The following is a 19,041-nucleotide window of genomic DNA, read 5'->3' as shown; positions in this document are numbered from 1 at the left end:
AATTCAGTTCAACTTGTCCTCATGGGGACGGCGTACGCCAAGAGGATAAGGAAAACATGGCAGGCTCTATTCTGATTGTAGATAGCGTTGCAACCAATCGTATTGTGCTTCGGGTCAAACTTATTGCCGCACAATACCAAGTCTTTACCGCAACAACATGCGACGAAGCGCGAAAAACGATCGCGGAGGAAAAACCCGATCTGATGCTGCTCAATATGTCGGATCCAACAGAGGACACGCACCAGTTTTGCACATCAATCCGTGCGGCCTACCCAATGGGCGAATTGGCCATCTTCGCCATTGGTTTGGCCGACACCAACCGCGCACGGTTTGCCGCGCTCGATGCGGGCGTTGACGATGTGCTGACACGGCCGATCAGCGACTCGCTGATGTTGGCCCTTATTCGCGGGTTGTTGCGGCGACGTCGGTCGGACCTTGACTGGTGCATCAAAGATGAAACCGCGCGTGCATTTGGGTTTGACGAAGCTGTCGCCCCCATGCTGACACCCGCCGTTGTCCGGTTCATCCCGGCGGAGTTTGACGGCTCCGAAGCAGTTTCCAAAATGGTGATGGATGCCAGTATTTCATCGCTCAAATCAACCCCTCGCACCCAAATGCTCAACAGTGCCGCGGACGACCGCCCAGCCGATCTTTGCATTTTGGAAGTGACTTGCAGGCCTAACGACACGAAGGTTTGTCAACTGGTGTCCGATCTGAAGGCGCGCCAAAGCTCACGACGGACCAATATCCTCGCTCTCGTGCCCGTGGGTGCAGACTCACTTGCCGCCAACTTGCTCGATCTGGTCGCGAATGACGTCGCATTCCAGAATATCGGGCCGGAGGAGTTGAAGATCAGGGTGGCCAACCTCATTCGGCAAAAGACCCGCGTCAACCACAAAATGGAAAAGATCAAAAACGGGCTGTTCGCAGCGATCACCGATCCCCTGACTGGTCTTCACAATCGCCGCTACGCCAAGGTGCATCTTGCCAAAATCGCGAAAGAAGCCGGTGACGCGCATAAAAGCTATGCGGTGCTCGTCCTCGACATTGATCATTTCAAAAAGATCAATGACCGATACGGCCATGCCGCGGGCGATCAGGTTCTGACCAGCGTTGCCGGCCGCCTGCGCAAGAATTTCCGTGCGATTGACCTTGTTGCCCGCATTGGGGGGAGGAGTTTCTTGTGGGCATGCCTGACACCTCTTTGGCGCAAGCAAACTTGGCCGCCGAGCGGATGCGGGCGACTGTCAACCAAACGCCATTTGCGCTTGACGACAAAGCCGCATCAATCAGCGTTACGGTCTCGGTTGGGGTCGCAGTCGATGATCACCTTGGGCCAGATGCGCTGCCTGCTGAACGTCTTTTTGACTTGGCCGACGCCGCCTTGTTTGAAGCGAAAGTGGGCGGCCGCAACAAGGTCGCCATCAGCTCCCGCGTCGCGTAAGCCACCTCGCTACCGGTCGCGCCGCTTCGACAGGCCCTCCAGTCGTTCCGCAAGGGCGAGGCGTTCTACGTCACTCATCGCGAGAACCTGAGTCACAAAGGCGGTTCGCGCAGCGGTTTGGAGCGTTTCTGCGCGACGGCTTGCACCATCAAGCGCCGCCGTCAGCTGCGCCTCATCAACGACGGGCGCGCGCAAAACCGCAATCAACGCTTCAACCATGACGCGGTTGGGGCGACCTGCGCGACGCACAGATGGGTCTGCGCGCAAGCTGCGCCCAATTTCGCGGCGTTGCTCTTGGGTCAGCGCTTGACCAATCACGCCAAATCCGAACTCCACAGATCGGGGCGGCTTACCCCCAGCGGCGCGTAGACCAACGCCAACGACCAACCCAACCACGGCAAGGTTCAATGCCAGCGACAAAACCAACACAAGCCGCCAAATCCGGCTTGGGCCTTTCCCTTTTGCTTCAGCCATCAACCCATCCTTCATCGAGTATCGAAAACTCATCTATCAGCGACACTTCGGTCGATTGACCCAGCGCTTCGGCCATCCACACATCGACTGCGTCCGGCGGCACCAATCCAATCCAAAGCCCTGCAACGCCTGCTGCGGCCACGCCACTCAGCGCGGGCCAACCGCCAATCGCGCTGAGGATCCTGCTGCCGAGCGGATTCTTAGCAACGCTCTGAGCGGCAGCAACGGGTTGCATCGCAGCGGCATCCGCCAGCACACGGGCCATGAGATCAGAACTGGGCTCAACCGGATCCGACCTAACCTCGCCAAAAAGCGCGTCCAATTTCTTGTCGTCAGATGGTGTCATCTTCAAACCCCAATGCTTCCTTTTGGTTCGACAGAAGCGCCGCAAGGGCGCGTTTGCCACGCGCCGTCAGACTTTCCACTGACGTCACGTTGATGTCCATGATTTCTGCAATCTCCGGATTGCTGAACCCTTCCAAATGTCGCAAAGCCACCGCCTGCGCCTGTCGCTCCGGCAATTGGGCAAGCGCGTCTTTCAGTGCTTTGATGCGAGTTTCCCGTTGCAATTCATCCGCCGAGCTGGGGGCGCCGTCGGACACTTCGGCCACTTGGTCCAAGCCAACGCTCGCACGCCGTTTACGCAAGCGATCGGTGCACAAATTTGCCACCACACGGTACAGCCACGTGCTGACCTGGGCCTCTCCCTGCCGCCAATCCGGTGCGATTTTCCACAGCCGGATCATCGCCTCTTGCGCCACGTCTTCAGCCTCCGCCCTGTCCGTCAACATGCGCATCGCTTGCCCATAGACCGCTGGCAGCAGCCTCTGCGTGAGAAGCTGCGCTGCGTCTGGATCCCCATTCGCATAGGCCACCAAGAGGGCCGCATCAGGAGCTTGGCTGAGGTCTTCCATTCGTGCCTTTGGTACGATGTGGATCGGTAAGAGGCAAACAGCAGGGGCTGGGGCAGCCCCTGCTGACGGGGGGACTTAGCCGTCGTTTGACGCACCATCACGCTGACCTTTGGAGCCACCGTGACCGTGACGCCCACCACGGCCCCGCTCTTTTGCTGCCTCAAACTCTTCGGCACTGATGGCACCGTCTTCATTGGCGTCGACACGTTCGAACATGCGGGCCGCGCGATCACCACCACGCCCTTCGCGGGCCGCTTCCATCTCAGCAAGGCTCACCGCGCCATCACCATCTGTATCAAGTCGTTCGATCATCCGCGCAACACGTTCCGCCGCGCGCCCGTTCGCGGCGGCTGTCATTTCCTCTGCGGACAAAACGCCATCACCGTTCGTATCGGCTGCGGCAAAACGTGTTTCCGCCTGCGCTTCCAATTCGTCCATCGTGATCTGACCGTCTTGGTTTGCATCCAGCGTGGCGAAATCCATGCCGTGCCCGCCCTTGGCCTTAGCGTCAACCGCCGTAAGAGTTGCGGCTGCTGCGATGCTTGCCAGTAAGAGTGTCGTCTTCATTATCTACCTCATTTTCAAATGCCCAGCTTTGTTGCCGGAGATATCCATCAAACGAGGCGCGGCAGTTTTTCTGTCGCAATTACTGGAAAAAAGTCGCCTGACCTTGCGCTACCCCCTTATTTCACTGCAAGAACCACATATGTCTGGCCGACAAGGAGCGCCGCAATGAACGCCGCTGGAGACCGTCCTATGAAGCCTGCCGTCTGGAATGGACTGCGGCGCAAGTGCCCGAACTGCGGTGAGGGGCATCTTTTTGAGGGGTACCTGAAGACCGCGCCAGCTTGTGACGTTTGCGGCCAAGACTTGAGCGGTCATCGCGCTGATGACGGGCCAGCCTATCTGACCATACTTGTGGTCGGTCACATCATGGGGTTTGTGATGCATTTTGTTTGGGTCAGCTTCCGACCCGAACCGTGGGTGATGGCCACGGGGCTGACCGCGCTTTGCGTGGCTTTGGCGCTGTATTTACTGCCACGCCTCAAGGGCATGATCATCGCGATCCAATGGGCGAAATTCATGCATGGGTTCAAAGCGCTGAAAGCCAATCCATGACCGATGTGCCGATCAAAGACGCCGCAACCGTCATCATCTTGCGAGAGATGCGCGCAGGTCCAAGCGTTCTGATGGGGCAGCGCGGGTCGAAGGCCGTGTTTATGCCTGGGAAATTCGTGTTTCCTGGCGGCGCGGTCGATGCCAACGATGCGCAGATCGAGGTGACCGGATTGCCGGATCAAACGGCCAAGCGGTTAGCGGACGAGAGTAACCTCACCCCGCACTCCGTTGCTGCTGCCGCTGTTCGGGAGCTTTGGGAAGAAACCGGTCAAATTCTTGGGGCAACAGGCACGTGGGGCAGCGCACCCCAAGGCTGGCGCGGGTTTGCCGCAACAGGCCACGTCCCCGCCGCCCCGTTCGAGATGTTCTTTCGCGCCGTCACCCCACAAGGGCGACCCCGACGTTTTGACGCTAGATTTCTTTTGGCAGACGCCGATAATTTGAAGACAGACCCTGATGATTTCACAAACGCAGAAGACGAGCTTTCGCATCTGCAATGGGTCGCACTGACAGACGCGCTTGACTATGACCTGCCCTTCATCACCAAAGTCGTCTTGGCCGAGCTACGCGCCTACGTTGACGGCGACCGCGTCGTAACCAGCGTGCCGTTCTTCCGCAACAATGACGATGACCACCACGTCAGCCGCATCGGCTAGCCTGCCCTGACCCCAACTGCTGATCCGGCCCCTTCTGGTCGAGGCAAGGCCGCATGTGCTTTCGCCAGTTTAGCCAACGGTCCGCTGACCTGCACCGCAGGCTCCGAGGCTTTTCGGGTCTCCAAGCTGACGTGTATCAACATGTGTTCTCCTGTCGCGAGCAGTGTGTCACCTGACATCATCTGATGGAATAGGTGCAATTTCTTACCCTCGCCCAAAAGACATTGCGTGCGCACTTCAATCTCCGCACCTGCATGGACCTCATCCAAATGCCGGATGTGCGTCTCTGCCGTGAAATAGCTGCCGCCGCTTTGGATATAGTCCGCATCGCAACCGATCATCAGCATCAGCTGGTCGGTCGCATCGCCAAAGGCTTGTAAATAGCGTGCCTCGTTCATGTGACCGTTGTAATCGGTCCAATCGAGCGGCACCGCGCGTTTCACCGTCAGGATCGGTTGGCTGAGGTCGGCAACATCGTCGATTGAATTCGCAATCTTCGTCACCCGCGCATCTTGCGCGTTCAATATGCGCCCTGCCCCCCAATCCTGCGCCTTCAACCCGCGCAAGATTGTCACCAAATTATTGTCGCGGACGCGCTCCAGCTCACGAATGCTCAGATGCCCCGATTGTGCATCGGACTGCCCCGCGATTTGGTTGGTTAGTTCCTCGGTGAGTTCCGGCACATCCATCAGCTTGGTCCACGGCCAGCTGAGCGCCGGACCGAACTGAGAAATAAAGTGCCGCATACCCGCTTCGCCGCCCGCGATTCGGTAAGTTTCAAAAAGACCCATCTGCGCCCAGCGCAAGCCAAAACCATAGCGGATGGCGTCGTCGATCTCCTCCGTCGTGGCGATGCCATCTTTGACCAGCCAGAGCGATTCCCGCCAGACAGCTTCGAGCAACCGGTCCGCGATATGGGCGTCAATTTCCGCTTTGATATGCAGCGGATACATTCCGACGCTGGTTAGGACGTCTTTCGCGCGGTGGATCAACGCGTCACTGTTTTTCGCCGTCCCCACAAGCTCAACCAGCGGCAACAGATAGACCGGATTGAACGGATGCGTGACCACGATCTGTTCGGGTCGCGTTGCGCAGTCTTGCAGCTCTGACGGTTTGAACCCACTGGTGGAGGAGCCAATGATCGCATCTTCCGCGCAATGCTCTTGAATCGTCTGATACACCTTGCGCTTAAGGTCCAACCGCTCTGGCACGCTTTCCTGTATCCAGACGGCGCCGTCCGCCACCTCCGAAATCGTGGCGCAATGACGCAAGCGGCCTTCTGGCGGCAAAGACACATCTGACAACCCCGGCAAAGACCGCCGCGCGTTGCCCAATACCTCGGACATCTTGCGTTCCGCCTCTGGGTCGGGGTCAAAAAGCTGCACATCCCAGCCCATCAACAAGAACCGCGCGGCCCAGCCGCCGCCGATGACGCCGCCGCCAATGATCGCTACGGTCTGGGTCATTGCGGCACTTCCATCAAACGGTCCAGGTCGTAGCCATTGAAATCCAAAATCTCCTTGGCCGCCTGCAAACGGTCCGCCAGGATGTCAGGGCTGCGGTTCAGGATCCAACCGGACCGTCCGTTGGGCGCCCCGACAACAGCGGTGCGGTAGCCTTCATCCACCCAAAGCACCCAATAGTCCGCCGCGCCGAAAGGAACAGACGGGAAGCGCACCTTCAGCTGCCCCGGGCCAACGATCTCAGCTTCCCCATTGATGACGGACCGCACGCTGCCGTCTTCGCGGCGGCAGGTGTTCTTGACCGAAATCGTTGTGTCCGAGAGTGCGCCATACTCGGCTGTCACCCCAACACAGCCCGCCTCAAAAGGGACCGGATAGCGGGCCACTTCGTACCATGTGCCAAGATAGCGCTCAGACTCAAACAGCGCCTTGCTGGAGATTGGCACAGTGGTGTCGCGGTAGACCTCGAACAGTCCGCCCACATCTTCGTCAAAAAGCGCAGCACAGCCACTCAACCCCACAAACGCAACGCATCCAAGCCATTTCATGATCTGGGCTCCCTCTTGGTCAGTCCAAGTTTCTGGCGTACCTCGTCAGGTCCAATGACTCGCGCGCCGAGGTTTTCAATAATGCCTACCGCGCGATCGACCAACTGCGCGTTTGTCGCCAAAACCCCTTTGTCGAGCATCAGATTATCCTCCAACCCGACCCGCACGTTGCCGCCCGCGAGGACGGCGGCGGCGACGTAGGGCATTTGGCTGCGGCCCAGTCCAAAGGCCGAAAACGTCCAATCGTCCGGCACATTGTTTACCATAGCCATGAAGGTATTGAGGTCATCCGGCGCGCCCCACGGCACGCCCATGCAAAGCTGCACCAAGGCGGGGCTGTCCAAAACACCGTCTTTGACAAGCTGCTTGGCATACCAAAGATGACCGGTGTCGAAGGCTTCAATCTCCGGCCTCACGCCAAGTTCTGTCATCATCCCGCCCATCGCCGTCAACATGCCGGGCGTGTTGGTCATGACGTAATCTGCTTCGGCAAAGTTCATCGTGCCGCAATCGAGCGTGCAAATCTCTGGCAGACATTCCGCGACATGGGCGACCCGCTCTGTCGCTCCAATCATGTCCGTGCCAGCGGCTAGAGGCAAAGGCGTCTCCACCCCGTCAAACACAATGTCCCCGCCCATCCCCGCTGTCAGGTTCAGGACAATATCCACTTCCGCCGCGCGGATTCGGTCCGTCACTTCGCGGTAGAGTGCCAAATCGCGCGATGGTGCGCCGGTGTCAGGATCGCGCACATGGCAATGGGCCACCGCCGCCCCCGCCTTAGCCGCTTCAATCGCGCTTTCGGCAATCTGCTTGGGGGATCGTGGCACATGCGGGCTTCGATCTTGGGTTCCACCCGATCCTGTAACCGCACAGGTGATGAACACCTCTCTGTTCATTTCCAGTGGCATGCTGTCCTCCCCAGACGTTCTTTCGCTCAGAATACCTTCGCCGGAGGCTGGCCTTCCACCTCAATTCGACCGCCGCTGAAAGCAAAGCGACACGGGATCAATATGGATAGGGGTGCGCGCGGTGCAGTTGATCGATCTCAGTGCACAGCTCATCCGACAGCACCGCGTCCTTGCCCGCAAGAATATGCGCCAGTTGGTCCGCCGTCGTCGCGCCGAAAATCGCGGAAATCGGGAAGGGTCGTGTCTGCTGCCAAGCGAGCGCCATGTGGACCGGATCCACCCCGTGCTGCTTTGCCAGATCAAGATAGACCTGTGCAACTTCAAGCGTGCGCGGCGTCATCCGTCCACCCAATTCAGGCCCGATTGACATCCGGCTCCCATCCGGCACCGCACCGCCTTGATACTTGCCCGTCAAGAGCCCACAGGCGAGCGGGGAGAAGGACAAAAGCGTCACATCCTCATTTACTGCCATTTCCGCCATGTCGGTGTCATAGAGGCGGCACATCAAAGAGTATTCGTTCTGGACGGAGACCATGCGCGGCAGGCCATGTTCCTCCGCCACATCCATCCAGCGCGTCATACCCCACGCGCTTTCGTTCGACATGCCAATGCTGCGAATTTTACCCTCAGCCACCAGCGCGCCCAAGGCGGACAACACATCATGCATGTGATCCAGCGTCTTCTGACGATCTTGGTGCGAGGGGTCGTAGGTCCAGTTCTGGCGGAACATATAGCTGCCCCGCATCGGCCAATGCATCTGGTAGACGTCGATCACATCCGTCTGCAAACGGCGCAGCGACCCTTCAACCGCATCGCGCATCATCGCACCACTGTAGCCTTCGCCCCCGCGCACCCAGCCCGGGTTGTCGCCGGAGACTTTCGTAGCAATCACCACCTCATCACGGCGGCCTGATTTGGCGACCCAATTGCCAACGATCTTCTCCGACAGACCCACGGTTTCGGCGCGGATCGGGTTCACTGGATACATCTCTGCCGTGTCGAGAAAATTGAGCCCCGTATCCAGCGCCATATCGATCTGGCGGTGGGCGTCCTCTTCTGGCGTTTGGTTGCCATAGGTCATCGTGCCAAGGCACCAGTCTGTCACGGAAATATCGCTGCGGCCGAGTATTATTTTTTGCATTTGTGCACCCCTTGCGTAGAGGGGTGACCCTAGTGCCCTCGCCCCGCACCGCAACCCCGTAATCGGTGCGTGTGAGGCCAGAAATGGCATTTGCACGTCATTGGCATATGGTCACGGCCCAACAGTCCGTCTAAAAGCACGCAACATCGACACGGAAACACAGCTTATGGCCCGCCATCTGATCACCTCTGCCATTCCTTATATCAATGGCATCAAACACCTCGGCAATCTGGTGGGGAGCCAGTTGCCTGCCGACCTTTTTGCGCGCTACCGCCGTGGCCGCGGGGATGAGGTGCTGTTCCTTTGTGCGACGGACGAGCACGGCACACCGGCGGAGCTTGCCGCGGCCAAAGCGGGCCAGCCCGTTGCCGACTACTGTGCTGAGATGCATGAGATCCAAGCCAAGATCGCCGATGAGTTTGGCCTCTCCTTTGACCACTTCGGTCGATCATCCAGCCCGCAAAACCATGCTCTGACGCAAGCCTTTGCCGGACGTTTGAACGAAATGGGCCTGATCCGCGAAGTGACCGAAGAGCAGATCTATTCCATCGTCGATGCTCGCTTCTTGCCGGATCGCTATATCGAAGGCACTTGCCCCAACTGCGGGTTCGACAGCGCGCGCGGCGATCAATGCGACAACTGCACCAAACAGTTGGACCCGACCGATCTCATTGACGCGCGGTCGACGATTTCCGGCTCCACCGGTCTTGAAGTCCGCCCGACCAAGCATCTCTATTTGCGCCAGTCCGAGCTGAAGGGCGATCTGGCGAAATGGATCGACAGCAAGACCGACTGGCCGGTGCTGACAACATCTATTGCAAAGAAATGGCTTAATGACGGTGACGGCCTACAAGACCGCGGCATCACCCGCGATCTTGACTGGGGCATCCCTGTCAAAAATGGCGAACAAGACTGGTCGGGCATGGATGGCAAAGTTTTCTACGTCTGGTTCGACGCGCCCATCGAATACATCGCCTGCGCCCAAGAATGGGTCGACGCGGGCAAAGGGGATGATTGGGCCCGCTGGTGGCGCACCGACAAAGGCGCCGATGATGTCCAATATACGCAGTTCATGGGCAAAGATAACGTGCCCTTCCACACGCTCAGCTTCCCCGCCACGATCCTGGGCAGTCAGCAGCCGTGGAAACTTGTCGATTATATCAAGTCTTTCAACTACTTGAACTATGATGGCGGACAATTCTCCACCTCGCGCGGGCGCGGAGTGTTCATGGATCAGGCTTTGGAAATCCTGCCTGCGGACTACTGGCGCTGGTGGCTTTTGAGCCATGCGCCGGAAACCTCAGACGCCGAATTCACGTGGGAGGCTTTCCAGCAAGACGTCAACAAAGACCTGGCCGACGTTTTGGGAAACTTCGTGAGCCGCGTGACGAAATTCTGCCGCTCCAAATATGGGGAGGCAGTGCCAAGTGGCGGGGCCTTCGGTGATCAGGAAAACGCGCTCATCGCCGACCTCGACAAACGGTTGGCGACTTATGAAGCACATATGGACGCCATTAACGTGCGCAAAGCGGCCGCAGAACTGCGGGCGATCTGGGTTGCGGGCAATGAATACCTGCAATCGGCAGCACCTTGGGCCGTGTTTAAGCAAAACCCAGATCAGGCCGCCGCACAAATCCGGCTCGCCCTGAACTTGATCCGCGTCTATGCCGTCTTGTCGGCGCCCTTCATTCCAACAACAGCGGCGATCTTGTTCAAAGACATGAACACGATGGACACAGATTGGCCAACGGATATGGTAACGGCCCTTGAAGCGCTGCCAGAAGGGCACGAGTTCGCAGTGCCCGAAAACCTTTTCGCCAAGATCACCGACGATCAACGCGAAGACTGGGCCGAACGCTTCGCAGGCACGCGCGACTAGGCCAAAGCGAAACAGACTGGAACCAAAGGGCGTCGGCTGTTAGTCAAATCGGGTGTCTGTTTGGATATTCTGTTGCTGCTCTACCGCCTTCTTTCCCCGATCCTTGTGCTATTGGTCATCCTGCGCACAGTGATTGCGATTGCGCGGGGACGGGAGAGTTTCGCTGATTTGAAGGAACGACTTACTGGACCAAACGCTGTCGGTCCCCGTGTTTGGGTGCATGCAGCGAGTGTCGGTGAACTCAACGCCGTTCGCGCCGCCCTCGAACACGTGGCGCAAACCCGCAAATTGCTGGTGACGACAACGACAACCACTGGTCGTGAGACTGTGGAGCGCTGGCAAAACCTCAATATTTCCTGTGGGCTTGCCCCGCTCGACCTTGGTTGGCTGACGCGTTGGTTTGTGGCGCGCAATGGCATCACCGCGCTGATCATCGTCGAAAATGAGCTTTGGCCCGCACGCATCCTAAGCCTGCATGACCGCCGCCTGCCCGTCCTCATGCTGAATGCGCGGATGTCGGATGCGACCATGCGCACATGGTCGCGTTTTCCCGACACCGCCCGCCGCATCTTTTCCGACATGGCCACGATCCTGCCGCAAGACGCGCAATCGGCTGACCGGTTTGAACTGCTGGGCGCCGCGCGTGACAAACTGGCGGAGGTTATCAACCTCAAAGCGCTCTACTTGCCTGTCGATACCCCCCTGCCCGCCGCATTCGCGGGCTTGAACCGACGCAAAATCCTGCTCGCCGCCGCCACGCATGACCCCGAAGACCGGTACGCTTTGAAAGCTTTCCGAGCGTTGCACGAGACAGATAAAACCTTGCAACTCATCATCGCCCCCCGCCACCCACAGCGTGGTGCCGCCATCGCAGAACTTACCGCTGAGATGGCGTTTGACGTCTCAAGGCGGTCGCAAAAAGACCCTTTCGACAGGCCCGTTTATATCGCCGACACAATAGGGGAGATGCACATCTGGTACCGCATCGCAGGTGCGGCTTTCATCGGGGGATCACTGGTCAACAAAGGCGGTCACACGCCCTATGAACCTGCCGCCCACGGATGCCCCATTGTCCACGGCCCCTCGATCAGTAATTTCACCGACAGCTACGCCGATGTCGCGTCGCACTTCCCCGTCTGGACAATTGATGGACCAAAAGAACTGTCTGATGCATGGGCGCACGCGCTCGACCGCACGCCGGAACCCTATCGATCAGACCAATCCGGTCAGGCAGTTCTTGATGTACTAGACCATCACCTGCGGTAGCGGTTGCTGGCTGAGCGCATCCAGCTGCCCAACAACCTCGCCCCTGATCGGCCCATCACGCTGGTCATCCACCAGCGTTCTGACCCAATGGTCCAGCGGCTCTTTCACCCGCCTCTGCCCTGACCATTCCAAGGCGCTCAAGACACCGGATGCTGCCTTCGGCAACGCATCCGGCAATTCTTGATCGCTCAGTATACCCCAAATTCCTGTCCAAGCACGCGCAGCCGACCACGGATTATAGCCGCCACCGCCCAAGACCATAAAACGATTCGACAGACCGCGCAGGCGGCGCACAACCTCAAACAGCGCCTGATTGGACAATTCCAACCGCGATTGCGGGTCTTCGCGGATCGCATCCGCCCCGCATTGCAGCACCAAAGCATCCGGCTGGAACGCCTCAAGACGCGGCAGGATCAGCCGCTCAAGACAGGCGCGCATCTCGCTGTCATTAAACCCACGCGGCACAGGCATGTTGAAGACATTACCCACGCCACGATCGAACAAAGCCCCCGTCCGCGGCCAGCGATTTTCCTCATGGATGGAGATCAGCAAAACGGTGGGATCATGCGCAAACGCAGCCTCCACCCCATCGGGGTGATGCGCGTCGACATCGACATAGGCGACCCGCGTAGCGCCGTTGCGTTGCATAGACTGGATCGCAAACACAGGGTCATTCAGAAAGCAAAAACCATTTGCTCGGTCCGGCATGCCATGATGTGTGCCGCATCCCGGCGCGTAGACCTCACCCCCGTCACGCAACAATTCTCCCGCCAAAAGCGCCGCCCCGACAGAGGTTGCAGGCCTTCGATACATCTCCGCAAAGATTGGATTCGACGGCGTACCCAAATGATGCCGCACCCGCACGTCGTCTGGCACCTCTTGCTCCGCCTCGGCCTGTAGAAGCGCCGCGACATAGGCGTCCGTGTGAAACGCATGGAGCGCCTTGGGCTTGGCGATGGGGCTCGTTACAAACTGATCCGCAGGCAACCACCCCAGCGCGCGCGACAAATCCATGACGGTCGACACACGCGGTACGCGCAAAGGATGCCAGGGGCCATAGCTTGACCCGCGATAAATCTCAGACCCTATGAAACGCGCTTTCTGCACCCTGTCCTCTTGTGTCCCACATGACCGCATGAGACGATGGTTCCGGCTAAACAGGACCTAGACCAAATGTCAGTGAATGACAGCGTGAAATCGAACAAACCTAGAAAACGCGGGCAGTTGCCGATCAAGCTCCGTGTTGGGGGTAAGACGGACGTGCGCACGCAATTCTCGGCCCTATGCTACCGTGTCGTGGACGGAAAAATCGAGGTGTGCCTCGTCACCTCCCGCGGGTCGGGACGATGGATCCTGCCCAAGGGCTGGCCCATGCACAAACATACCCCCGCCAAGGCGGCCGCTAAAGAAGCGTGGGAAGAAGCGGGCGTAAAAGGCAAAGCCTACGACCGCTGCTTGGGCGTCTATTCCTACGTCAAACCCGTCAGCGAAAACCCCGCGCCCGTGGTGGTGATGGTCTATCCGGTCGAAGTACAGGAAATCGCCAAAAAATGGCCGGAACATAAACAGCGCAAACGCAAATGGGTGCCGCTCAAGAAAGCTGCGAAAAAACTGACTGAGCCGGAACTGCGGCGGATTGTCAGCACCTTTGACCCCGCCAAGCTGACGGGCTAAAATACAGGCACCACCGACCAAAGGTTTCCACATTGATCCGCTATACCCTCACCTGTGCGAACGACCACAGTTTTGAAAGCTGGTTTCAGTCTGCCGCGGCGTTTGACAGCCTCGCGCAAGCGGGCATGGTGACGTGCCCTGAATGCGGCGGTTCGGATGTGGCAAAGAGGCTGATGGCTCCTGCGGTCCAGAAATCCGCCATGCCCGTGCGCCCCTTGAGCGACGCGCCCAAAGAACCGCTTGAAAAACTGCGGGCGGAGGTGGAAGCGAACGCGGATTATGTCGGCAGCAATTTCGCCACAGAGGCCCGCGCCATGCATGACGGCGACAGGCCAGAGCGGGCGATCTATGGCGAATCCACTGCGAAAGACACGAAAAAGCTGATTGAAGACGGCATTCCAGTGCTGCCACTGCCCTTCGTGCCCACAAAACGCTCCAACTAGTCCATCCGTCCGGTCAAAAGGGCCGTATCCGCGCAACACAGTGCCATTTTGTCGTGCGGGCAGCAGGCCCGCACCGTTTGATAGGATTGCCCTTCGCGGATCGGGTGGCTAAAGGGTGCCCATCAACGACAGGCACTGGCCAGAAAGACCTTTATGCCCACCCTTGTTATGAAATTCGGCGGAACGTCGGTTGCGAACCTTGATCGGATCGCGCGCGCCTCCAAGCGCGTCGCGCTCGAAGTGGCAAATGGCTACAACGTGATCGTCATCGTCTCTGCCATGTCTGGCAAAACGAATGAACTGGTGGGCTGGGTCAATGAAACCTCCCCGCTTTATGACGCTCGTGAGTATGACGCCGTGGTCAGCTCAGGTGAGAATGTGACCGCTGGCCTGATGGCGCTGCGTTTGCAGGAAATGGATATTCCCGCGCGCAGTTGGCAAGGCTGGCAGGTACCGGTGAAGACGACGGATGCCCATTCCTCTGCCCGGATTGAGGATATCCCCACCGACAATATCGAAGCTAAATTTGCCGATGGGATGCGCGTTGCTGTTGTGGCGGGCTTTCAAGGCATCAGCGACGAAGGCCGGATCACCACGCTTGGTCGCGGCGGGTCGGACACAACGGCTGTGGCCTTCGCCGCCGCATTCGGAGCCGAGCGGTGCGACATCTATACCGACGTCGACGGCGTCTACACCACCGACCCACGGATCACATCCAAGGCCCGCAAACTCGACAAAATCGCCTTTGAGGAGATGCTAGAACTGGCGTCCCTTGGGGCAAAGGTGTTGCAGACACGCTCTGTTGAGCTTGCGATGCGCTACAAGGTGCGTTTGCGCGTCTTGTCATCTTTTGAAGAACCATCGGACGATGCTGGCACGCTCGTCTGCGATGAGGAGGAAATCATGGAATCAAATGTTGTAGCTGGCGTCGCCTATTCCCGCGATGAAGCGAAGATGACCCTCATTTCAGTTGCCGACCGTCCCGGTATCGCCGCCGCGATCTTTGGCCCCCTCTCCGATGCAGGAGTGAACGTCGACATGATCCTCCAAAACATTTCCGAAGAAGGTCGCACCGACATGACCTTCTCCTGCCCCACCGATCAGGTGTTGCGCGCACAAAAAGCAATGGAAGACGCCCGCGCGTCAGGGGAGATCAACTTCCACGATCTCGTCTCCGACGAAGAGGTAGCCAAAGTCTCCGTCGTCGGTATCGGCATGCGCAGCCACGCAGGTGTCGCGGCCCAGATGTTCAAGGCGCTTCAAGCGGAAGGCATCAATATCAAAGTCATCACCACATCGGAGATCAAAATCTCCGTCCTCATCGAGCGTAAGTATATGGAATTGGCCGTACAGGCGCTGCACGACGCATTTGGGCTCGAAAAAGCAGCTTAGGCGAAATTCGCTCCACTTCGTCACAGGGTTACAATAGACTGGTGCTACGAGGGTAAGACCAAAGCACTGGGAACACTATGGTCCAATTGACCGAAAGCGAAAGTCGCAAACTTCTCAAGAGGTTGCAGACAGCACTTGCAGAAGACAGTGCTGGTCAGGCGCGATTGGATCGCGTTGTTGCCTTGATCGCTGACTCGATGAAGACCGAGGTGTGCTCGATCTACCTCTTCCGCGATGAAGAAACGTTGGAGCTTTGCGCAACGGAGGGTCTTGAGAAAGCCTCCGTTCACCAGACGCGGCTGCGGTTGGGCGAAGGTCTGGTGGGGCGCACCGCCAAGGCCCGTAAGGTGATCAACACCGCCGACGCGCCCTCAGAACGCGGCTTCCGCTACATGCCGGAAACGGGGGAGGAACGCTATTCCTCCTTCTGCGGTGTACCGATTCAGCGCCTCGGGGAATCTTTGGGCGTGCTCGTCGTGCAATCCCGCGACGCCCGCCAGTTTGAAGAGGATGAGGTTTACGCCCTCGAAGTCGTGGCAATGGTGATCGCGGAGATGACCGAACTCGGCGCCTTCGTCGGTGAAGGTGCCGCCCTGTCCGCCCGCCACCAACAGCAAGTCATGTTCCGAGGCACAGTCGCACAGGAAGGCACGGGCGAGGGTCAGGTCTATCTGCATGAGCCGCGCGTGGTTGTCACAAACCCGATATCCGACGATCCGGAGAAAGAGCTGGAACGCCTGCAAACGGCCGTCGATCAACTGCGCATTTCGGTGGATGAAATGCTCTCTGGCACGAAAGCGACCGACAAAGAGCAGATTAAGGTTTTCGAAGCCTACCGCATGTTCGCCAATTCGCGCAGTTGGATGCGCCGCATGGAAGCGGACGTGAAAAACGGTCTGTCGGCAGAAGCTGCAGTTGAGAAAGAGCAATCGCTCGCACGATCCCGTTTGGGGGAGGCAGGCGATGCTTACATGATCGAACGTCTGCATGATCTGGATGATCTGTCGAACCGCCTTCTGCGCATATTGACTGGTCAGGGCTCCGACACAGGGGCCGAAATGCCAGACCGCCCGATCCTGATTGCGCGCAACATCGGCCCTGGCGAATTGCTGGAATACGGCAAGACGTTGCGCGGCATCATTCTTGAAGAAGGCTCCGTCGGGAGCCACGCGACTATCGTAGCCCGTGCTTGGGCGATCCCGCTCATCATCAACGTCAAAGGCATCACGACAGAGGCGCTCAACGGCGACCGCATTCTGGTAGATGGGGAGCAAGGCATCGTGCATCTGCGCCCCGATGAGCAGGTGCAAGCCGCCTTTGCCGACAAGATGGCAATGCAAACACGGGCGCAAGCGCGCTATGCCTCCATCCGCGATGAACCGACCATCGATAAAGGTGGGCGTCTTGTCGCCTTGCACATGAACGCTGGTCTGATGGCTGACCTACCATCGCTGGAAAGCTCTGGCGCGGAGGGTGTTGGCCTTTTCCGTACCGAATTGCAGTTTCTGGTCCGCAACAGCATGCCAAAGCGGAACGAACTGTCATCGCTCTACAAGCGGGTGCTGGACGCAGCCAAGGGCAAGCGCGTGGCGTTTCGCACGCTCGACATCGGCTCTGACAAGGTGCTGCCCTATATGCCGCCCAATGATGAACCGAACCCAGCGATGGGCTGGCGCGCGATCCGCGTGGGGCTCGACAAACCCGGCGTGTTGCGGATGCAGTTACAGGCGCTTGTCCGCGCCGCAGATGGCGGCCCACTGACTATCATGTTCCCCTTCATCACGCTGCGGTCGGAGTTTCGAGAAGCCAAGGCAGAATTGGCCAAAGTTTTGGCGCGGGAAAGCAAGCTGGGGCATCCTTTGCCCTCCACCCTCGAGGTTGGCGCGATGTTGGAGACGCCCTCTATCGGTTTTGCGCCTGACAGCTTTTATGAGGAGGTTGATTTCATCTCAGTCGGCGGAAACGATCTGAAGCAATTCTTCTATGCCGCAGATCGGGAGAATGAGCGCGTGCGCAAGCGCTATGACACGCTCAACGTCAGCTTTCTTGGGTTCCTCGAACAAGTAGTCCGCCGCTGCGACGCCGCCAATACGCCCCTGTCATTCTGTGGGGAGGATGCAGGCCGTCCGTTGGAGGCTGTCTGCCTTGCCGCTATCGGTTTTCCGTCCCTTTCGATGCGGCCAGCCTCCATTGGTCCAGTTAAGCACCTTATTCGACAGATTGACCTCAAAGAGGTGAAAGCGGTCATCGATGATGCGCGCGCCCGTGGGGAACAGTCGGTGCGCAGGGATGTGTCAGATTATCTGGTCGATCAGGCGCGTTTGACGGGGATGTTGCCGACCACCAAAGCGGTGTGAAACGCATCCAACACCTGTTTTTCACCGTAGGTCCGGCTCAGCTTCCGTAGTGCAAAATGCACATGCGCCATTTCGACGTAGTAATCGGTGAATGCATAATTCGTGCCCGCGCCCGCTACCGCGCCCAACACTGGCACCGCTTGGGAGGCTAGCTTTTGTGACAAGACCGTCGCAAATTTTGGGGCCACGCGACTGATGAGCGAATTCACGGCAGCACCGGTGAGGCCGATCCGCGCGCCAATGAAGGCTGTATCGACACCATCATCGTCTTCACCCGGTCCGCCCGCGCCAAAGACGGACAGACATTGCAGTCGGGTCTCTTCCGTAGTCGGGTCTTCGCCGTATTGTTCCGCCACGCCTTGCACGGCGCGGAAAATCATCGTGGTGGCGACAGGGATTTCGGCGATGGCCGTTGGAAGCCCACCTAATCCGCCAATTGCGCCAGAAATTAACGCCATCACCTTGTGCATCCGGTCAGTTGTAGCGACGTTGCTCAACCGTCCTTCGCGGGATTTCTCCGCCAGCGCGTAGCTCTTGCGCAGCGCATCTTTTGCGGCGTTATCAATTTGGTCCTTCGCGCCTTCCGGGAGGATCGCAAGCGTGTCTTCCACCTGCCCGCCAACGAAATTAACCGCCTTCATCAGCAACCCGTTCGCCCGTCTCTGACGCGCGGCAATGTCAGCAATGCTGCCCAGCGCCTCATCCGTCAGATCTGGCGGTGCATTGTCAGGATTGACCAGTTTCATCGAGTTCGAACCGTCTTGCATCACCCTTAGCTATGCACAAAAGACGGTATTTCAATCCGTTGCCCGCTCAACGGGCCCTTCAACGCCCTGCCAAGCCCCACCCACAAGGTCCAAACCCAGCGTTCTGTCAAGGTTCGTTGGCGGCGGCATCTTCACACCGTCCAACCGGCGAAAGCCGAACCGCCCGTAATAGGGCTGATCCCCAACAAGCATCATCCGCGCCCAGCCCATGTCTTTCGCCAATTCGATACACCGCAACATCAACAAAGCGGCAAGCCCTTCGCCCTGCCGTGTCGGGTGTACAGCAATCGGGCCAAGGAGGAGTGCCGGTTGCCCACCAACACGCACCGGCCAATTCCGAACCGCCCCGGCAACAATGTCATCCGGATCACGGGCCACAAGGCAAAGTGCGGCCACAGGATTAATGTCGTCACGCAGACGATATGACGACAAAGCGGACCGACCGGGCGCAAAGCTCAAGTCGTAAAGCGTTTCGACTTCCCACCAGTCGTCCGCTTTTTCCGTTTCAATTGTGTAGCTTGTCGCCTGCATTCGTCTTTCAAGTGGCCCTCGGCATCTTCGCAAGCTATCTGTGCAGTGACCAGCAGAAAACACAA

The 19,041-nt window shown here is 58.5% G+C and carries 20 protein-coding genes; 9 read left to right on the top strand and 11 right to left on the bottom strand.

Annotated elements, in window-relative coordinates:
* Positions 1–56: 56 nt before the first annotated feature.
* Positions 57–1,535, top strand: coding sequence for a diguanylate cyclase (locus ACTF5F_RS02265; RefSeq protein ID WP_438955259.1), 1,479 nt, complete (start codon positions 57–59; stop codon positions 1,533–1,535).
* Here ACTF5F_RS02265 and ACTF5F_RS02260 read toward each other — a convergent pair.
* The 4 genes from ACTF5F_RS02260 to ACTF5F_RS02245 form a co-directional block, all read right to left on the bottom strand.
* The gene (locus tag ACTF5F_RS02260) at positions 1,454–1,918 is read right to left on the bottom strand and encodes a periplasmic heavy metal sensor (protein WP_438955258.1); all 465 of its coding nucleotides are present in this window, start codon (positions 1,916–1,918) and stop codon (positions 1,454–1,456) included. The genes ACTF5F_RS02265 and ACTF5F_RS02260 overlap by 82 nt on opposite strands.
* Complete coding sequence (locus ACTF5F_RS02255; protein ID WP_438955257.1) at positions 1,911–2,264, bottom strand: hypothetical protein; 354 nt, start codon at positions 2,262–2,264, stop codon at positions 1,911–1,913. Before ACTF5F_RS02255 ends, ACTF5F_RS02260 begins: the two co-directional genes overlap by 8 nt.
* On the bottom strand, positions 2,251–2,832 hold the full coding sequence (locus ACTF5F_RS02250; protein ID WP_438955256.1) for an RNA polymerase sigma factor: 582 nt from the start codon (positions 2,830–2,832) through the stop codon (positions 2,251–2,253). The genes ACTF5F_RS02255 and ACTF5F_RS02250 overlap by 14 nt, the downstream gene beginning before the upstream one ends.
* Positions 2,833–2,907: 75 nt before the next feature.
* Positions 2,908–3,399: an EF-hand domain-containing protein gene (locus tag ACTF5F_RS02245; RefSeq protein ID WP_438955255.1), complete on the bottom strand. Its 492-nt coding sequence runs from the start codon at positions 3,397–3,399 to the stop codon at positions 2,908–2,910.
* A 165-nt stretch (positions 3,400–3,564) separates the two neighbouring features.
* Here ACTF5F_RS02245 and ACTF5F_RS02240 point away from each other — a divergent pair, with 165 nt between their 5' ends.
* A complete protein-coding gene (locus tag ACTF5F_RS02240; protein WP_438955254.1) occupies positions 3,565–3,951 on the top strand; it encodes a DUF983 domain-containing protein in 387 nt (128 codons plus the stop codon).
* Positions 3,903–4,607, top strand: coding sequence for an NUDIX hydrolase (locus tag ACTF5F_RS02235; protein ID WP_438955253.1), 705 nt, complete (start codon positions 3,903–3,905; stop codon positions 4,605–4,607). Before ACTF5F_RS02240 ends, ACTF5F_RS02235 begins: the two co-directional genes overlap by 49 nt.
* Here the strand turns inward: ACTF5F_RS02235 and ACTF5F_RS02230 are convergent.
* The 4 genes from ACTF5F_RS02230 to ACTF5F_RS02215 all read right to left on the bottom strand — a co-directional run bounded on the left by ACTF5F_RS02230 (position 4,604) and on the right by ACTF5F_RS02215 (position 8,667).
* Complete coding sequence (locus tag ACTF5F_RS02230; RefSeq protein ID WP_438955252.1) at positions 4,604–6,073, bottom strand: carnitine 3-dehydrogenase; 1,470 nt, start codon at positions 6,071–6,073, stop codon at positions 4,604–4,606. The two genes, ACTF5F_RS02235 and ACTF5F_RS02230, sit on opposite strands and share 4 nt — an antisense overlap.
* The gene (locus tag ACTF5F_RS02225; RefSeq protein WP_438955251.1) at positions 6,070–6,618 is read right to left on the bottom strand and encodes a lipocalin family protein; all 549 of its coding nucleotides are present in this window, start codon (positions 6,616–6,618) and stop codon (positions 6,070–6,072) included. Before ACTF5F_RS02225 ends, ACTF5F_RS02230 begins: the two co-directional genes overlap by 4 nt.
* Positions 6,615–7,526, bottom strand: coding sequence for a 3-keto-5-aminohexanoate cleavage protein (locus ACTF5F_RS02220; RefSeq protein ID WP_438955250.1), 912 nt, complete (start codon positions 7,524–7,526; stop codon positions 6,615–6,617). Before ACTF5F_RS02220 ends, ACTF5F_RS02225 begins: the two co-directional genes overlap by 4 nt.
* A 97-nt stretch (positions 7,527–7,623) precedes the next feature.
* On the bottom strand, positions 7,624–8,667 hold the full coding sequence (locus tag ACTF5F_RS02215) for an aldo/keto reductase (RefSeq protein WP_438955249.1): 1,044 nt from the start codon (positions 8,665–8,667) through the stop codon (positions 7,624–7,626).
* 166 nt (positions 8,668–8,833) lie between these two features.
* Here ACTF5F_RS02215 and metG point away from each other — a divergent pair, with 166 nt between their 5' ends.
* Together metG and ACTF5F_RS02205 are read left to right on the top strand one after the other, a co-directional pair.
* Positions 8,834–10,546: a methionine--tRNA ligase gene (gene metG / locus ACTF5F_RS02210; protein ID WP_438955248.1), complete on the top strand. Its 1,713-nt coding sequence runs from the start codon at positions 8,834–8,836 to the stop codon at positions 10,544–10,546.
* A gap of 60 nt (positions 10,547–10,606) precedes the next feature.
* Complete coding sequence (locus ACTF5F_RS02205) at positions 10,607–11,812, top strand: 3-deoxy-D-manno-octulosonic acid transferase (RefSeq protein WP_438955247.1); 1,206 nt, start codon at positions 10,607–10,609, stop codon at positions 11,810–11,812.
* Here the strand turns inward: ACTF5F_RS02205 and ACTF5F_RS02200 are convergent.
* Complete coding sequence (locus tag ACTF5F_RS02200; RefSeq protein ID WP_438955246.1) at positions 11,792–12,919, bottom strand: acetoin utilization protein AcuC; 1,128 nt, start codon at positions 12,917–12,919, stop codon at positions 11,792–11,794. The two genes, ACTF5F_RS02205 and ACTF5F_RS02200, sit on opposite strands and share 21 nt — an antisense overlap.
* 84 nt (positions 12,920–13,003) lie before the next feature.
* On the opposite strand from ACTF5F_RS02200, the gene ACTF5F_RS02195 reads away from it, so the two are divergent.
* The 4 genes from ACTF5F_RS02195 to ptsP all read left to right on the top strand — a co-directional run bounded on the left by ACTF5F_RS02195 (position 13,004) and on the right by ptsP (position 17,678).
* Positions 13,004–13,486, top strand: a complete 483-nt coding sequence (locus ACTF5F_RS02195) for an NUDIX hydrolase (RefSeq protein ID WP_438955245.1) — start codon at positions 13,004–13,006, stop codon at positions 13,484–13,486.
* Positions 13,487–13,518: 32 nt separating this feature from the next.
* Positions 13,519–13,929, top strand: a complete 411-nt coding sequence (locus ACTF5F_RS02190) for a DUF1178 family protein (RefSeq protein ID WP_438955244.1) — start codon at positions 13,519–13,521, stop codon at positions 13,927–13,929.
* 153 nt (positions 13,930–14,082) lie between these two features.
* Entirely contained in the window at positions 14,083–15,321 is a 1,239-nt protein-coding gene (locus ACTF5F_RS02185) for an aspartate kinase (RefSeq protein ID WP_438955243.1), read from the top strand.
* 77 nt (positions 15,322–15,398) lie between these two features.
* The gene (ptsP, locus tag ACTF5F_RS02180) at positions 15,399–17,678 is read left to right on the top strand and encodes a phosphoenolpyruvate--protein phosphotransferase (protein WP_438955242.1); all 2,280 of its coding nucleotides are present in this window, start codon (positions 15,399–15,401) and stop codon (positions 17,676–17,678) included.
* Here ptsP and ACTF5F_RS02175 read toward each other — a convergent pair.
* Together ACTF5F_RS02175 and ACTF5F_RS02170 are read right to left on the bottom strand one after the other, a co-directional pair.
* Positions 17,633–18,445, bottom strand: coding sequence for an EcsC family protein (locus ACTF5F_RS02175; RefSeq protein WP_438955241.1), 813 nt, complete (start codon positions 18,443–18,445; stop codon positions 17,633–17,635). The genes ptsP and ACTF5F_RS02175 overlap by 46 nt on opposite strands.
* A gap of 30 nt (positions 18,446–18,475) precedes the next feature.
* On the bottom strand, positions 18,476–18,976 hold the full coding sequence (locus ACTF5F_RS02170) for a GNAT family N-acetyltransferase (RefSeq protein ID WP_438955240.1): 501 nt from the start codon (positions 18,974–18,976) through the stop codon (positions 18,476–18,478).
* Positions 18,977–19,041: the final 65 nt, after the last annotated feature.

It is taken from the genome of Cognatiyoonia sp. (assembly GCF_965661665.1).
Lineage (GTDB): Bacteria > Pseudomonadota > Alphaproteobacteria > Rhodobacterales > Rhodobacteraceae > Cognatiyoonia.
This window is presented reverse-complemented; position numbering and strand designations above follow the sequence as displayed.

Coding starts and splice junctions, on each gene's coding strand:
- ACTF5F_RS02175 (WP_438955241.1), bottom strand. CDS start 18,445: ATGCAAGACGGTTCGAACTCGATGAAACTGGTCAATCCTGACAATGCA.
- ACTF5F_RS02260 (WP_438955258.1), bottom strand. CDS start 1,918: ATGGCTGAAGCAAAAGGGAAAGGCCCAAGCCGGATTTGGCGGCTTGTG.
- ACTF5F_RS02230 (WP_438955252.1), bottom strand. CDS start 6,073: ATGACCCAGACCGTAGCGATCATTGGCGGCGGCGTCATCGGCGGCGGC.
- ACTF5F_RS02215 (WP_438955249.1), bottom strand. CDS start 8,667: ATGCAAAAAATAATACTCGGCCGCAGCGATATTTCCGTGACAGACTGG.
- ACTF5F_RS02255 (WP_438955257.1), bottom strand. CDS start 2,264: ATGACACCATCTGACGACAAGAAATTGGACGCGCTTTTTGGCGAGGTT.
- ACTF5F_RS02235 (WP_438955253.1), top strand. CDS start 3,903: ATGGGCGAAATTCATGCATGGGTTCAAAGCGCTGAAAGCCAATCCATG.
- ACTF5F_RS02240 (WP_438955254.1), top strand. CDS start 3,565: ATGAACGCCGCTGGAGACCGTCCTATGAAGCCTGCCGTCTGGAATGGA.
- ACTF5F_RS02225 (WP_438955251.1), bottom strand. CDS start 6,618: ATGAAATGGCTTGGATGCGTTGCGTTTGTGGGGTTGAGTGGCTGTGCT.
- ptsP (WP_438955242.1), top strand. CDS start 15,399: ATGGTCCAATTGACCGAAAGCGAAAGTCGCAAACTTCTCAAGAGGTTG.
- metG (WP_438955248.1), top strand. CDS start 8,834: ATGGCCCGCCATCTGATCACCTCTGCCATTCCTTATATCAATGGCATC.
- ACTF5F_RS02250 (WP_438955256.1), bottom strand. CDS start 2,832: ATGGAAGACCTCAGCCAAGCTCCTGATGCGGCCCTCTTGGTGGCCTAT.
- ACTF5F_RS02220 (WP_438955250.1), bottom strand. CDS start 7,526: ATGCCACTGGAAATGAACAGAGAGGTGTTCATCACCTGTGCGGTTACA.
- ACTF5F_RS02245 (WP_438955255.1), bottom strand. CDS start 3,399: ATGAAGACGACACTCTTACTGGCAAGCATCGCAGCAGCCGCAACTCTT.
- ACTF5F_RS02265 (WP_438955259.1), top strand. CDS start 57: ATGGCAGGCTCTATTCTGATTGTAGATAGCGTTGCAACCAATCGTATT.
- ACTF5F_RS02170 (WP_438955240.1), bottom strand. CDS start 18,976: ATGCAGGCGACAAGCTACACAATTGAAACGGAAAAAGCGGACGACTGG.
- ACTF5F_RS02185 (WP_438955243.1), top strand. CDS start 14,083: ATGCCCACCCTTGTTATGAAATTCGGCGGAACGTCGGTTGCGAACCTT.